At 43.7% G+C, this 13487-nt stretch carries 15 protein-coding genes and 1 tRNA gene; 5 read left to right on the top strand and 11 right to left on the bottom strand.

Annotation, left to right across the window (positions count from 1 at the left end):
- Window positions 1–97 precede the first annotated feature (97 nt).
- The gene (locus tag HY035_03200) at window positions 98–370 is read left to right on the top strand and encodes a hypothetical protein (protein MBI3377398.1); all 273 of its coding nucleotides are present in this window, start codon (window positions 98–100) and stop codon (window positions 368–370) included.
- A gap of 125 nt (window positions 371–495) precedes the next feature.
- Here HY035_03200 and lsrF read toward each other — a convergent pair whose 3' ends face one another.
- The 4 genes from lsrF to rpiB all read right to left on the bottom strand — a co-directional run bounded on the left by lsrF (window position 496) and on the right by rpiB (window position 3810).
- Complete coding sequence (gene lsrF, locus HY035_03205; GenBank protein MBI3377399.1) at window positions 496–1344, bottom strand: 3-hydroxy-5-phosphonooxypentane-2,4-dione thiolase; 849 nt, start codon at window positions 1342–1344, stop codon at window positions 496–498.
- 104 nt (window positions 1345–1448) lie between these two features.
- Window positions 1449–1913, bottom strand: a complete 465-nt coding sequence (gene nrdR, locus HY035_03210; protein ID MBI3377400.1) for a transcriptional repressor NrdR — start codon at window positions 1911–1913, stop codon at window positions 1449–1451.
- Window positions 1914–2123: 210 nt separating this feature from the next.
- Window positions 2124–3362, bottom strand: a complete 1239-nt coding sequence (locus HY035_03215; GenBank protein ID MBI3377401.1) for a serine hydroxymethyltransferase — start codon at window positions 3360–3362, stop codon at window positions 2124–2126.
- On the bottom strand, window positions 3352–3810 hold the full coding sequence (rpiB, locus tag HY035_03220) for a ribose 5-phosphate isomerase B (protein ID MBI3377402.1): 459 nt from the start codon (window positions 3808–3810) through the stop codon (window positions 3352–3354). Before rpiB ends, HY035_03215 begins: the two co-directional genes overlap by 11 nt.
- Window positions 3811–4214: 404 nt before the next feature.
- Between rpiB and HY035_03225 the strand changes: the two genes are divergently transcribed.
- The 4 genes from HY035_03225 (at window position 4215) to HY035_03240 (ending at window position 6530) form a co-directional block, all read left to right on the top strand.
- Window positions 4215–5033 carry an extracellular solute-binding protein gene (locus tag HY035_03225; GenBank protein MBI3377403.1) on the top strand — a complete coding sequence of 273 codons (819 nt, stop codon included), beginning with the start codon at window positions 4215–4217 and terminating at the stop codon, window positions 5031–5033.
- A 3-nt stretch (window positions 5034–5036) separates the two neighbouring features.
- Window positions 5037–5744, top strand: a complete 708-nt coding sequence (locus tag HY035_03230; protein ID MBI3377404.1) for an ABC transporter permease — start codon at window positions 5037–5039, stop codon at window positions 5742–5744.
- Window positions 5741–6394, top strand: coding sequence for an ATP-binding cassette domain-containing protein (locus tag HY035_03235; protein ID MBI3377405.1), 654 nt, complete (start codon window positions 5741–5743; stop codon window positions 6392–6394). The genes HY035_03230 and HY035_03235 overlap by 4 nt, the downstream gene beginning before the upstream one ends.
- Window positions 6395–6443: 49 nt before the next feature.
- Window positions 6444–6530: transfer RNA gene (locus HY035_03240), tRNA-Leu, on the top strand.
- Window positions 6531–6730: 200 nt separating this feature from the next.
- On the opposite strand, the gene HY035_03245 is transcribed toward HY035_03240, so the two are convergent.
- The 7 genes from HY035_03245 to HY035_03275 form a co-directional block, all read right to left on the bottom strand.
- Window positions 6731–7603, bottom strand: coding sequence for a hypothetical protein (locus HY035_03245; protein MBI3377406.1), 873 nt, complete (start codon window positions 7601–7603; stop codon window positions 6731–6733).
- A 90-nt stretch (window positions 7604–7693) separates the two neighbouring features.
- Window positions 7694–8068: a response regulator gene (locus HY035_03250; protein ID MBI3377407.1), complete on the bottom strand. Its 375-nt coding sequence runs from the start codon at window positions 8066–8068 to the stop codon at window positions 7694–7696.
- 8 nt (window positions 8069–8076) lie between these two features.
- Window positions 8077–8901, bottom strand: coding sequence for a GAF domain-containing protein (locus HY035_03255; GenBank protein ID MBI3377408.1), 825 nt, complete (start codon window positions 8899–8901; stop codon window positions 8077–8079).
- A gap of 4 nt (window positions 8902–8905) precedes the next feature.
- Window positions 8906–9964 (bottom strand): chemotaxis response regulator protein-glutamate methylesterase, encoded by a 1059-nt coding sequence (locus HY035_03260; GenBank protein ID MBI3377409.1) that lies wholly within the window; start codon window positions 9962–9964, stop codon window positions 8906–8908.
- Between the two features lie 4 nt (window positions 9965–9968).
- The gene (locus HY035_03265) at window positions 9969–10874 is read right to left on the bottom strand and encodes a protein-glutamate O-methyltransferase CheR (protein ID MBI3377410.1); all 906 of its coding nucleotides are present in this window, start codon (window positions 10872–10874) and stop codon (window positions 9969–9971) included.
- On the bottom strand, window positions 10867–12849 hold the full coding sequence (locus HY035_03270; GenBank protein MBI3377411.1) for a HEAT repeat domain-containing protein: 1983 nt from the start codon (window positions 12847–12849) through the stop codon (window positions 10867–10869). Before HY035_03270 ends, HY035_03265 begins: the two co-directional genes overlap by 8 nt.
- Before the next feature lie 13 nt (window positions 12850–12862).
- The gene (locus tag HY035_03275; protein ID MBI3377412.1) at window positions 12863–13399 is read right to left on the bottom strand and encodes a chemotaxis protein CheW; all 537 of its coding nucleotides are present in this window, start codon (window positions 13397–13399) and stop codon (window positions 12863–12865) included.
- Between the last annotated feature and the right edge of the window lie 88 nt (window positions 13400–13487).

The following is a 13487-nucleotide window of genomic DNA, read 5'->3' on the forward strand; positions in this document are numbered from 1 at the left end:
GCACTGCGCATAACATCAGAGCACAAACGGCTAAAACTTCAACCTTATCAGATTCGTTTGTGCCGCAAATGTTATCTGCAACCCGAAAGGAACCATTATGAATAAAAATACTAAATCCAAAAGACTCAAATCTATAAAAGTAAAACCAACTGGTGAATACCCCTGCCAGTGGGATGATTTGATTGACTCTAAAAACAATGTTATTGCCACTATATACACTCTGAAAGAAGGCAAAAAGGATAATCTGAAATCTGGAATTACAAAAGGGACAGACGGAATTTACGATATTGTCGTTAATTCAAAAGAGATTACTGTTGAAGTAGTAAGAAACGCCCTCGTTGATTTGGAAAAGGTTACTGATAAACGGTAAATGCTTGCTTCGTCTACTCTGTCATTCCGCACTTGATGCGGAATCCAGTTAGTCGTAATTTACTGTCTCAAAAAAAAGTGTCTGGATTCCTGCCTCCGCAGGAATGACAACACAATAAAATAGGTTTAATGCCTGCTCAGTTCTGCCTTGCTTGCGGTAACGCCCTTTACCTTCTTCGGTGATTTCTTTGCCTTTGCTTTCAGAGCCTTATAGATTTCGTATGCCCTTTTGGGCGTGGCGTTATCATGGACAATCGCCCTTACAGCCTGAATCATCGCAACAGGAGCTTCTGACTGGAAGATATTCCTTCCCATATCAACGCCTGCCGCGCCCTTTATTATCGCATTATGAGTAAGCTCAAGAGCCTCATATTCGGGAAGTTTTTTTCCTCCTGCCATAACAAGCGGCACAGGGCATGTCTTAACGAGCTTTTCAAAACCCTCGCAGTAATATGTCTTTACAATATGCGCTCCAAGCTCTGCGGCTATCCTGCAGCTCAAGGCAAGATACCTTGCATCACGCACCATGTTCTTTCCAACTGCCGTGACAGCAAGCACAGGCATCCCATAGCGATGACCCTCATCAATCAGTTTTGTAAGATTCAGAAGCGTCTCTTTCTGATTTGGAGAGCCGACATATATTGAGAGAGCAACTGCCGATGCATTTAATCTTACCGCATCTTCCATGGAAACGGTCAACCCTTCATTGGACAGGTCTTCATCAAGAATGCTGTTTCCTCCTGAGACTCTTATGACTATCGGCGTCTCTGATTGAGGATTAACAGATGTGCGGGCAATTCCTCTTGTCGGCATTAGAGCATCAGCATAAGGAAGCAGCGGCTTGATTGTTTTTTCTGCATCTTCAAGCCCTGTCGTAGGCCCGAGAAAGTATCCGTGGTCAACCGCAAGCATAACGGTTTTTCCGTCAGATTTAATTATCCTTGAAAGACGGTTCTTCAATCCCCAGTCATACATAAAATCCTCCTGAAAAAAGTTTTAAGTTAAAAGTGAAGATTTAAAAGTTATTAAAAATTTCTCTGAAAAACTCTCAACTCTTAACTCTTAATTTTTAACTTTTACTATTTATTGCCTTTCTGCTCAAACAATGTCTTTACTTCGTTCATAAGCTCGCTTATATCCTTAAACTGCCTGTAAACAGACGCAAACCTCACATACGCAACCTTATCAAGCTCTCTCAACGAAGACATTACCTCTTCTCCGACCCATGTGCTCTGTATTTCCTTCACACTGAGGTTTATGAGCTTCTTTTCTATGGAATCAACTACCCCTTCAAGCAATTCAACACTCACAGGCCTTTTTTCGCATGCCTTTTCAAGCCCCCTCAGTATCTTCGGCCTGTCAAACGGCTCACGCCTTCCATCCTTTTTCACAACCATGGGGACCACATCTTCAACACGCTCATAAGAGGTGAAACGCTTTCCGCACTTCAGGCATTCACGCCTTCTGCGTATCGCATCGCCTTCCTTGCTTGTCCGCGAGTCAATGACCTTGTCTTCTAAATTTCCGCAAAATGGACACTTCACCTGAAAATACCTCTCAACCTATTGATTTATAATCATTAATAATTTGTCATTCTCTGGCTTGACCAGAGAATCCAGAACATAGGAACTGGATTCCCCGATTAAATCGGGGAATGACACTGTTAAGTATTTTTATCCACTTTTGTGCCGACAGGTCGGCATGTGGGTTTCATAATAATTTTCAGGATGCATCATGTATCATGCATCTAAATGCTAATATATCGGAAATCTCTTGCAGATATCCCCTGCCCTCTGCCTGAGCCTTCCAATCTTTGCCTCATCAGAGTTGTTCTTCAACACTTCATCTATTATCTCTGCTATATCTGTCATTTCCGCCTCACCCATCCCCCTTGTAGTAACACACGGCGTGCCAAGCCTCATACCGCTTGTTATTGCAGGAGGCCGTTCGTCATAGGGAATTGAATTTTTATTAACTGTAATGCCTGCCTCGTCCAATGCTTCTTCAGCTTTCTTTCCTGTTACCCCTTTATTTGCGAGGTCAACAAGCATGAGGTGGTTGTCTGTCCCGCCTGATATTATCCTGAATCCCCTTTTTATAAGTTCCTCAGCAAGCTTTTTTGCATTTTCTATAACCTTTTTCTGATACTCTTTGAACCCATCATTCAGAGCCTCCTTAAATGCGACTGCCTTTGCAGCAATCACATGAACCAGAGGGCCTCCCTGAATTCCAGGGAAAATCATCTTGTCTATAGCCTTTGCGTATTCTGCCCTGCACATTATCATCCCGCCCCTTGGCCCGCGGAGTGTCTTATGTGTCGTTGTTGTAACAAAATCTGCATAAGGCACAGGAGACGGATGAAGGCCTGCTGCTACAAGCCCTGCTATATGCGCTATGTCTGCTGTCAGATAAGCGCCGGCCTCTTTTGCAATCTCCGAGAATGTCTTAAAGTCAAGAATCCTTGAATAAGCGCTGGCTCCGACAAGTATCATCTTCGGTTTGTTTTTTACCGCAAGCCTGCGCACCTCGTCATAATCAATGTACCCAGTCTCTTTATTAACTCCGTAAGAAATGCTTTTATAAAGTATCCCTGAAAAGTTTACGGAGGCCCCATGCGAGAGGTGTCCTCCGTGGCTGAGGTTCATACCGAGAATGGCATCTCCGGGTTTAAGAAACGCAAAATACACAGCCATGTTGGCCTGTGTCCCTGAATGAGGCTGGACATTTACATGCTCGGCTACGAAGAGTTCCTTTGCCCTTTCTATTGCGAGATTTTCAACAATGTCTGCATATTCACATCCGCCGTAATAGCGCTTATTCGGATATCCCTCGGCATATTTATTGGTAAATACAGAGCCTTGCGCCTCAAGAACAGCAGGACTCGCATAGTTTTCCGATGCGATAAGAACAATCTTCTGTTTTTCTCTTTCTATCTCTCCCTGAATCGCCCTGTAAATATCCGGGTCTGAGAGTTTGAGCCTTTCAAAGTCCATGTTTTATAAATCTTTCCTCTATCAGTTTTATCTTTGTAAGACGATTTGCATGCCTGCCGCCTTCAAATTCCGTGCTGAACCATACCCTGACAATCTCTTTCGCAAGGTCTTTGCCTACAATCCTTCCGCCTATCACAAGCACATTTGCATCATTGTGCATCCTGCTCATCTTTGCGGTGAAGAGGTCATTGCAGAGAGACGCCCTTATATTGGGAATCTTATTCGCAACAATTGACATGCCGATGCCTGTGCCGCATATCAGTATGCCCCTGTCTACCTTGCCTTCTGAGACTTCCCTTGATACCTTTTCTCCAAAATCAGGATAGTCCACGGACTGAGCGCCGTTTGTGCCTAAATCAAGGCATTCTATCTTCATCTCGCTGAGGATGGAGATTAGCTCATTTTTTAGCTCTACGCCCGCATGGTCACTGCCGATTGCAACTTTCATTTTTACCCCGTTAGAAATCCCCGCTGCTTACCCCGTTGGAAAGCCAAAGACTTTCTAACGGGGGTTACCTCGGATACGTATCTTATCTAAGAGTGAAAGTGTAAGTCAAGGTTCTGTCTCTTCAACCGAAAAATAGATATAGAAAGTTGTCATTGCGAGGATTCCTCGTCTGTCATTGCGAGCGAAGCGAAGCAATCTCTTATGACAGACTCGGAACAGGCTCCGCAATCTCGCCTTTTGAGATAAGATTGCCGCGAACCCTTCGGGTTCTCGCAATGACAGGCAATTCAAGCGTTTATAGTTCTATGTCTATTTTTCGGCTCTTCAACTTCCCGCTTCCTAAAAATGGTTGATTGTATTATAATTTCCTCAAAAATAACTTCATAAGGAAAGGAATACAGCTTATGTTATTCAAATTAGTTTTACTCTTTATGGCAATATTTATCCAGTTGCTCCCCTCAAAAATCTCTGCCGAGACAAGGATCCGCTGCGCGTCAACAACCAGCACGCAGAACTCGGGATTATTTGATTACATCCTGCCGATTTTTGAAAAAAAGACAGGGATAAAGGTTGACGTTGTCGCAGTTGGCACAGGCGCGGCTATTGAAATAGGCAGGAGAGGCGATGCAGATGTTGTATTCGTTCACGCTAAAGAGCAGGAACTGAAGGCTGTTGAGGAAGGTTATTTCGTCAACCGACATGATGTAATGTATAACGATTTTGTTGTGATTGGCCCGTCAAACGGCCCTGCAAAGATAAGGAGTATGAAATCGGCTTCTGAGGTGTTCAAGAAGATAGCTGAAAGCAGCGCCTTCTTCGTGTCGCGCGGCGATAACTCAGGAACTCATACAAAAGAACTTTCCCTATGGAAAAAGACAGGGATAGAGCCGAAGGGACAGGGGTGGTATCTTGAGGTTGGTCAGGGGATGGAAAAGACCCAGAGAATCGCCAATGAAAAGCGCGCATACACGCTTACAGACAGGGGCACATGGCTTGCAACAAAAGATAAGGATAAACTTGAAATGTTAATAGTTCTTGAAGGCGATCCCGTATTGTTTAATCAGTACGGCGTCATGGCGGTAAATGCTGAAAAGCATAAACATGTAAAATACAGAGAGGCCATGGAGTTTATAAACTGGATTATATCAAAGGAAGGTCAGAATGCTATTGCGTCATTCAGGGATAAACACGGGGATCAGTTGTTTTTTCCCAATGCAAAGTAAAATATGGATTCAATAATAGAGGGGTTTAAAAGGGCGTTTTTACTTATATTTAACCTTGATGCGGAATTATTAAGCATAATATTCTTATCACTCAGGGTATCGGGAACTGCGCTTTTAATCGTGTGCATATTAGGTATTCCCTTATCCACGCTAATAAGCTTAAAAAAATTCCCTGCACGGGGATTATTTATAAGCGTCATGAATACCTTTATGGGGCTTCCTCCTGTTGTCGTCGGCCTTTTTGTTTATATGATGCTGTCAAGAAGCGGGCCCGTCGGTTTTATGGGACTCCTTTATACGCCCTCGGCAATGATTATCGCCCAGACAATACTCGCTTTTCCCATTGCGGTGTCACTCTGTCATTCAGCGATTATCAGCGTTAACCCTATCATAAAGCAGGCTTCAATGACACTGGGAGCAACACCCCTTCAAACCTCGGTTACCATAATAAAAGAAGCGCGGTATGGGATAATGTCAGGTGTGATTGCGGCATTTGGAAGGGTAATGGCAGAGGTCGGAGCGATTCTTATCGTTGGCGGAAATATTGCGGGATACACCCGCGTTATGACAACAACCATTGCTCTGGAAACAGACAAAGGGAATTTTGAACTTGCCATAGCGCTCGGAATTATACTTTTAACTATCTCGCTGCTCATAAACTCGGCGCTGCACTTTATACAGAGGAAAGGAGCGCTTCCGGTAAACAGATGAGCATGAGACTTAATATATCCGAGGTCCGGAAAAGCTATAACGGAAAACCTGTTCTGAATGCCTGCTCCTTTTCTTTTGACAGAAACGGCGTTTATGTATTAACGGGATCTAATGGCAGCGGTAAATCCACGCTGCTCAGGATATGCGCCCTTATTGAAAATCCTGATAAAGGAGAGGTCAATTATTTCTCCGGCGATAATATAATTAGCAAGGATATCGGATTAAGACGAAGGATTACCCTTGTTTTGCCCGGGATTGGTTTGTTTAACACTACAGTTTTTAATAATGCAGCTTACGGGCTGAAAATAAGGGGAGACAAAAGCAAAGAGATAGAAAGAAAGGTCTATGATGTATTGAAATTTGTCGGACTCATTCATAAAAAAAATCACAATGCCCTTACGCTTTCAAGCGGCGAAACCCAGAGGCTCGGCATTGCAAGGGCAATGGCCATAGAGCCTGAGATGCTCTTTCTTGATGAGCCTACCGCATCCATTGATAATGAGAATACAGAGATTGTGGAGAATATAATCTTAAATATGAAAAAAGAAGGCAGATCCAAAATCATTATTGCCACCCATGATATGCTACAGGCTGAAAGGCTTGCTGATTGCATGCTCATCATGGATGAGGGGAAAATCAGCAAGGTTTAAGTTGCACTCCGATGCTCTTTTTTAGTATCTTATTCAATCTACTTGCTTTGCCGGAGTGGCGGAATTGGTAGACGCAAGGGACTTAAAATCCCTCGTGGGAAACCTCGTGCCGGTTCAAATCCGGCCTCCGGCACCACTATTTTTCAAGATATGTTTAATCCCAATCCCAGAGTCCGAGTGGCACATTTCCTCTTTTATTTGCTGATGCGTGGCATTCTGAATCATTCACCGACAACTTAGCTTGACTCGCTTTTGTTAACTATGAGGAAAAAGAAAAAAGCCTTTGAGATTAAAGAATAATTCTCTAAAATCAAAGGCGTTCCCAAAGCATCATGCCTACCTGAAATCTATAGTTACTTCTTTATTCAGCTCCACCTTAATCCCGGGTATATCTTTCATCAACTTTTTAGCATCCTCAATTGTATTCGACTTTACCGTGCTGAACTTCTTTAAGTCCTCCGGCTGCGCAAAAAGTTTGCCGAAATCCATCTCCATCAGCGTAATCATGGAGCCTTCCCTGTGTGTAGCATTAGTCTGCACTATGGTACCCATTACCTCGACAGCCAGCCCTATCTTCATGCCGCCAAACATCTCTTTCATCTGAGCCATTACCATCTCGGAATTCGGATCGTCTATCTTCTCTTGTTTGACTTCTTCCCTGGATTCTTCGGGTTTATCAACTGGTTTCTCTTTAGGCATCTTGACAACTAGTTGAGACGGGTTTCCCTTAGTTAACTTAAACACTATAATCTCCTTTTTGCTGTCCGCCTCTTTGCCACCACCCCGGGAACCGGGCATGTTTCCTCCCGGATTTTGATTAAATTTCAACTTATTTATATCCTTAAAAGCATATATCGCCTTATATCCTTCGAACTTATCGGTTGTAACCCTTTTGCTCGAAACATATGTTGTTCCTTCTCCCAGTTCATTAGCTTTTTTCTTAAGCTCTTCCACATTCAAAATACCAAAGGCTTCTTTATCTTTCCCTTTGTTCTTTTTGGCCTGCTTATTATTTCCATCCGCGAATGCGCCAGCCATCTGTTTTTCCATGGTCTTCATCTGCTCGACTAATTCCTTACTCATCAAAAATGTTTCCTCGATGGTGCCGCTGCCATCAGGCCTAACACTTACAAGTGTGCTTGCCTGAAAACATCCTGCCAAGCTTAAAAACAACAAAAAAATAGTTATAAATGAAAGTGTTTTTCTCATAATAATCCCCTTATTTTGTCAGCGCCGAATATTTCCATCTTTCTCGAAATTCCGGCGCTATTTTTTTAGAAGTTATTACAATGCAAATTTCTAATGAGGCTGATTGATAAAACCGTTGACGAGCTTTATAAGTTCCTGCGTTTGTATCGGTTTCGGAAGATATGCGTTAGCTCCGATGGCAAGCGCCCTCTTTTTATCTTCCTCTGCGCCTTCTGTTGTTATTATTATTATAGGTATGTCCTTATAAATGGGATTGCCCCTTACAAGGCTGACGAGTTTCAAGCCGTCCATGACAGGCATGTTTATGTCTGCAAGTATGAGGTCTATTTTTTCAGAAGATAATTTTTTCAAAGCATCAACACCGTCCGTTGCTTCAATCACCTTTGAGCCTGCTATCCTTTTCATAGCAAAACCGATGAGCTGTCTCATCGTCGGAGAATCTTCTACCACAAGAATATTCGGCATCTTATCAGCTACCTCCTCGGCTTTTCTTTCAGCATATCAAGGAAACTCTGTATTGTGGTCAGTTTCCTCTCTGATTGCGTATATAGTTTTGAAGAAAAAATAGCAGTGGCTGCATGCCCTGCAAGCAGATTAAAAAGCTCGTAGTCAACATTTGAGAACTTTTCTTTCTGAATCAGAAGAGAATATATAGCAATAACACCTATCACATGCTCCTTAATCTTTAAAGGGATACAGACTATGGGGTTTTCGGTAGAGATACTGCCTCTGTTATTATGTATATTTTCAGAAAAATAGCTCTCGCCTTCTTTTGCAGCAGTCCCTATAATCCCTTCGCCAAACCTTACCTTAGGAACATCAGAAATGGCTATGCCTTCTGTCCCGACAGGGATAAGCTCGTTTGTTTTCTCTTCTATAAGGAGCACTGCGAATTTCTCGGCGCCTATGAGGTTTATCACTATTTCAAGGACTATTCTCAGAACTTCATTGAAATCCAGAGTTGAATGCAGCTGGTAACTTGCAACGTAGAGGTTGGCAAGGTTGTTATTCTCATCTTCGACTTCAACATACTTTGCCGCAAAATCCTTATTTTCTTCCTCAACCTGCCTGAATCTTTCCTTGAGGGAATTCAGTTCATCTTCCGTAATCTTTATCCGCTCTTCATAAAGCCTTATCTTTGCCTCATCGCCTGAACGCTCAACAGCTTCTTCAAGCTGGGCAAGCTTGAACCTCAACCTCTCATTTTCCTTAAGAAGCTCTTGAGTAAACTCCTCTCCCTTTCTGAACATCTGAAGAAACTCATCAGCCTTCTTTCCAATACTTGTTTCTCTTTCCATCAATTTACCCTCTGTTAACTATATTTATTAACTCCACCGGTATTTCAGAGAGCGGAAGCACGCTGTCCGCTGCTCCTGCGCTTATGACTTCAGCAGGCATTCCAAAAACCACGGCTGTTTCCTCTGATTCAGCTATAGTATAACCGCCTTTTGATTTAATTTCCAGCATCCCCTTTTTCCCGTCATTCCCCATGCCTGTAAGAACAACACCCATTGCCTTGGTCCCGTAATGTTCTGCGGCAGATGACATCATTAAATCAACCGAAGGCACATACTTGTCCTCTTTGACAGCTTCTTTTAACCGCACATGACATCCGCGCCCTTTTTTCTTAAACATCATGTGGCAACCGCCAGGGCAAATCAACACCCTCCCCTGTTCAATAACATCACCGTCTTCCGCTTCTTTTATTTTAAGCTTAGAGATATGGTCCAGCCTTTCAGCCAGAGGCCCGGTAAAACCCTTTGGCATGTGCTGGCTTATAACTACCGACGCAGCAAAATTATGCGGAAGCCGCGTAAGGATTATCTGCAGCGCCGCAGGCCCGCCTGTTGACGAGCCTATTGCCACAACTTCTATGTCGCCTATCACTGAATCAGTTTTGGCCTGTGCTTCAATATCGCCGCTCAACAGGCTGAGACTCTTGCTTAACTTATCCATTCTGAGGTTTCTTATTCCCTTTACCTTTGCGAGAAGGTCATTCTCTATGCTCTGCAGCTCCACAGACGCCTTCTTTGTCGGCTTTGCAATAAAATCAACAGCGCCCAGTTCAAGCGCCTTAAACACTGTCTTGGTGTCGGAATAAGAACTGACCATTATCACAGGGGTGGGTTTTTCTTTCATCAGCCATCTCAGAAAACTGAATCCGTCCATGGCAGGCATTTCAAAATCAAGCGTAATAAGGTCAGGCTTCAGTCTCAATGTCTTTGCCATCGCCTCTATGCCGTCAGACGCTATGCCTATAACCTCAATGCCCGGGTCTGCCTCAAGCATCTTCCTTATCGACTGCCGGCTGTAAGCCGAATCATCAACAATAAGAATTTTTATCTTTGGTTTTGCTGTCATAGTTTTATATTTTATTCCCCCATACCATTTTCTCAAGACTTTCAGGTGACATTGCTACCGTAAGTTTTGGCGGTTTTTGATAAACCATATCATGTTTGAAGTGCTTAAGCGTAAAGGCTGTAGAAATATTCATCAACGACTCTGCATGGCCCAGCAGCAGATACCTTCCGTCAGTAAGCCTTTCATGAAAACCCCTGATTACCTTTTTTCTCGCCTCCAGATCAAAATATATAAGCACATTCCTGCATAATATCACATCCATCTCACCTGCGAATTTCACTTTGAAAGGGTCCAGAAGGTTAAGGCAGCTGAAATTCACAAGCCGCCTGACGTTGTCGTTTATCTTATAGAAATTATTTTCATATGTAAAATATTTTTCTATATAATGCTCCTCCGTAGTCCTGAATGAATTCTTTCTGTATACACCTCTCCTTGCATGCTGCAATACTCTCTGGTTGATATCACTGCCGAGTATTTCCACATCCCACCCCAGAAAAAAACCCTGCTCCAGCGCCAGCATTGCGATTGTATAAGGCTCTTCTCCTGTAGAGCAGCCTGCAGACCATATCCTTATCTTCTTTGACTCCCTGTTTGTATTCTTAAGCTCAGGCAGTATCTCCTCGCTCAGCGTTTTCAACTGGCTCATTTCCCTGAAAAAGTAAGTTTCATTTACAGTGAGGACATCTACGATAAAAGAAAGCTCTTCATCTCTTCGCTTATCATATAAAAGGAGCCTGTAATAATCCCTGAAATCATTCAGCTGATGGCTTTTTACTCTCTTTGACAGCCTTTTCTCCAGGATGTATTTTGAATTATCATCAAAATACATCCCGCAGTAATCTTTTATGAGGTCCCTGAGGAGTCTGAATACGTCATCTGGTAAGGAAATGCTTTCTTCTATTTCAAGCATTAAGACACTCCTCCACAGCCTTTCTTACAACAGGGTCTTCTTCTTTATCCAGTAATTTCTCAAGCTCAACCCTGACGCTTCCGCCTGCAGCAGACACCCTCGCACAGAGAACCTCAACAGCCGCCATTCTTGTGGCCCAATCAGAATCGTTAAAATATGGCAGGATTATGCCTTCAATAGCATTAAATGGAGCAAGTGATTTTATAGCAGTCCTTCTTATTTCTTTATCATGCGAAGAAAGCATTTCTACTAATGCGCCCCTTGCAGTTTCGCCGCCTATCCTGCTCAGAGACTCTATGGCTGTAGTTACAACAAATCCATTAGGGTCTGAAAGCAATTTCATAAGCTGTCTTACAGTGGCCTTATCACCTAATTCACCGAGCGCCTTTACCGCTGCCGCCCTGACTGCATCATCAGGGTCAGTGAGCAAAATGAGAAGCGATTCTGACACTCCTTTCCCCTTAATCAAGCCGAGGCTCAATGCCGCAGAAACCCTTATGTCTGCATTCTCATCCGTAAGTGCAAGCGTCAGATATTTTATAGACTCGTCTGTTTTTATCATGGACAACGCCTTGACAACGGCATGCCTTACCTTGATGTTGTCATCCTTCAGCGCAAAGCCGATTGCCGGCACAGCCTTAACAGCTCCAATCTCACCAAGCAATAATACAGCATTTTTTCTCAGCACAGGATTCCTGCTGCCGATCAGCTTGATTAATTCATCTGATGAAAGACCTGCCTTAAGGCTGGATAATGCGGCCACGGCTGCCTCCTGTACATCTTCGTACTCATCAGAGAGCAGTTTTTTTATTTGCTCTACCGCCCTTAAATCACCTATCCTTGAGATAGCAATCGCTGCGAGCGCTCTCACATGCCCGTCCTCGTCTTTCATCAGTCCTTCAAACACATCATAAAAAACAGGCGAGGCCAGCTCGCCTGCCACATCGCATATAAACCTCTGCTGGTAGGGGCTGACTGTATCAAACAAAGACAGAATGACCTCCGGTTTGTCTTTGCCTATGAAGACAAGCGCCCTTTTTACGTCCTCTGCCAGATCCTCTTCCAATGAAAGCTCCAGAAGCGGAGCAAGCGCCCTTTCATCTCTCATAAGGCCCAGCAGCAGTATTGCAGAAATCCTCATATCTGCCTTAGCGCTCCAGGCATGCGCAACAAGGATATCAATAATGCGGTCCACGAAGAACTTTTTCATTTCTTCTGCAATAAATTCTTCTTTCACGCCGTTATGATAAAAATTCCTTATCGTCTTTATTGCTTCTTCCTGTATCGTCTTTGATGAATCCTCAAGAAGGGGGACTATGTTCTTGAGCGTTTCAGGCGCAGAAAACCTGCCGAGCGCCTTTAGCACCGGTTCTCTGAGGGTCTTTGTAGAAAGGGCTTTAACAAGAGAAGGTATAGCCTTTCTGTCGCCAATCCTTCCAAGCGCATCTGCGGCAGGATATGACGTCCACAGGTCGCCGCTTTCAAGTATCTTTATCAGCGCATTCACAACAGCCGGTTCGCCTATTTTCCCAAGATGTTCAACAGCAGTGGCCCTGACATTGTCATCCTCGTCTTTAAGGGCGTCAAGCATCAGCGGCAGTGATCTTTTGTCTCTGAACTCTCCGAGCACATCTATTATAAATTTCCTCACATCCCTGTTCTGAGTATTGAAAGCCTCCATGAGAAATGTTGTAGTCTTCTTGTCTAACTTTATGAGAGTTTCTATTGCTGAGTTTCTCGCTCCTGCATTATCATCAATATAAAGAAGGGCAATCAGGCCGTTGATATACGCTTCTACGGGATAATCATTAAGCAGGATGTCAACTGCTGTCTTTCTCACCCTCCAGCTGACATCTTTCATTGCCTTAAGAAGCAATCCGATAGAGGCATCAGAAGCTGCGCCTCTCAGGCTCTCAACAACTTCTCTTCTTACCTCTACATCTTCGCTGTCAAGCAGATTTTCCGGTTTCTGCATCTTTCTCCTCTCTCTACTCATGGGTCGTAGACGAGCCATCGGTTATGAGACCAGTGGATTCTTCTCGCTTCAGTCCGCTCTCATCCGCCTGTGGCGGAGAGGAGAACGCGTCCGAGGAGGCGGAAAGCATTATCTTTTCCTTTGATGTAAGAAGCCTTTCAATATTAAGGAGGATTACTATCCTCTCTTCTTTCTTGCCAAGGCCTGTAAGATATTCTGTCTTCAAACCCTTAAACATTGCCGGTGGAGCGCTTATCTCCTCAGGACTAAAAGGGACTATCTTATCTATTTCATCAACCAGAAGTCCTATCTTCTCATCCTCGCAGCGGACCACTATTATCCGGCACTTGCCGGTTTCGGTATGAGCGCCGAATCGCTTCCTGAGGTCCAGCAAAGGGATTACATCGCCCCTTACATTTATAACGCCTGAGATAAAATCAGGCAGTTCAGGAAGAAAATAGATCTTCTGCGATTTCAGTATCTCAACAACACTGCTTATGTTGACGCCGAAATCTTCTTTTCCTATTTTAAAAACAGCAAATTTTTCCATAACTCCTCTGGTATACATAACGTCATAAGTCCTATACGCTTTGTCATTCCGGCTTGCTCGGCATGACAGAGAACTGCCGTGGATGCGG

The sequence above is a fragment of the Nitrospirota bacterium genome, assembly GCA_016195565.1.
Taxonomy (GTDB): domain Bacteria; phylum Nitrospirota; class Thermodesulfovibrionia; order Thermodesulfovibrionales; family UBA1546; genus UBA1546.

Bases quoted from the DNA above. Each gene is read 5' to 3' on its own strand.
- HY035_03200 (MBI3377398.1), top strand. From the start codon at position 98: ATGAATAAAAATACTAAATCCAAAAGACTCAAATCTATAAAAGTAAAA.
- lsrF (MBI3377399.1), bottom strand. From the start codon at position 1,344: ATGTATGACTGGGGATTGAAGAACCGTCTTTCAAGGATAATTAAATCT.
- HY035_03215 (MBI3377401.1), bottom strand. From the start codon at position 3,362: ATGGACTTTGAAAGGCTCAAACTCTCAGACCCGGATATTTACAGGGCG.
- rpiB (MBI3377402.1), bottom strand. From the start codon at position 3,810: ATGAAAGTTGCAATCGGCAGTGACCATGCGGGCGTAGAGCTAAAAAAT.
- HY035_03225 (MBI3377403.1), top strand. From the start codon at position 4,215: ATGTTATTCAAATTAGTTTTACTCTTTATGGCAATATTTATCCAGTTG.
- HY035_03230 (MBI3377404.1), top strand. From the start codon at position 5,037: ATGGATTCAATAATAGAGGGGTTTAAAAGGGCGTTTTTACTTATATTT.
- HY035_03235 (MBI3377405.1), top strand. From the start codon at position 5,741: ATGAGCATGAGACTTAATATATCCGAGGTCCGGAAAAGCTATAACGGA.
- HY035_03245 (MBI3377406.1), bottom strand. From the start codon at position 7,603: ATGAGAAAAACACTTTCATTTATAACTATTTTTTTGTTGTTTTTAAGC.
- HY035_03250 (MBI3377407.1), bottom strand. From the start codon at position 8,068: ATGCCGAATATTCTTGTGGTAGAAGATTCTCCGACGATGAGACAGCTC.
- HY035_03255 (MBI3377408.1), bottom strand. From the start codon at position 8,901: ATGGAAAGAGAAACAAGTATTGGAAAGAAGGCTGATGAGTTTCTTCAG.
- HY035_03260 (MBI3377409.1), bottom strand. From the start codon at position 9,964: ATGACAGCAAAACCAAAGATAAAAATTCTTATTGTTGATGATTCGGCT.
- HY035_03265 (MBI3377410.1), bottom strand. From the start codon at position 10,874: ATGCTTGAAATAGAAGAAAGCATTTCCTTACCAGATGACGTATTCAGA.
- HY035_03270 (MBI3377411.1), bottom strand. From the start codon at position 12,849: ATGCAGAAACCGGAAAATCTGCTTGACAGCGAAGATGTAGAGGTAAGA.
- HY035_03275 (MBI3377412.1), bottom strand. From the start codon at position 13,399: ATGGAAAAATTTGCTGTTTTTAAAATAGGAAAAGAAGATTTCGGCGTC.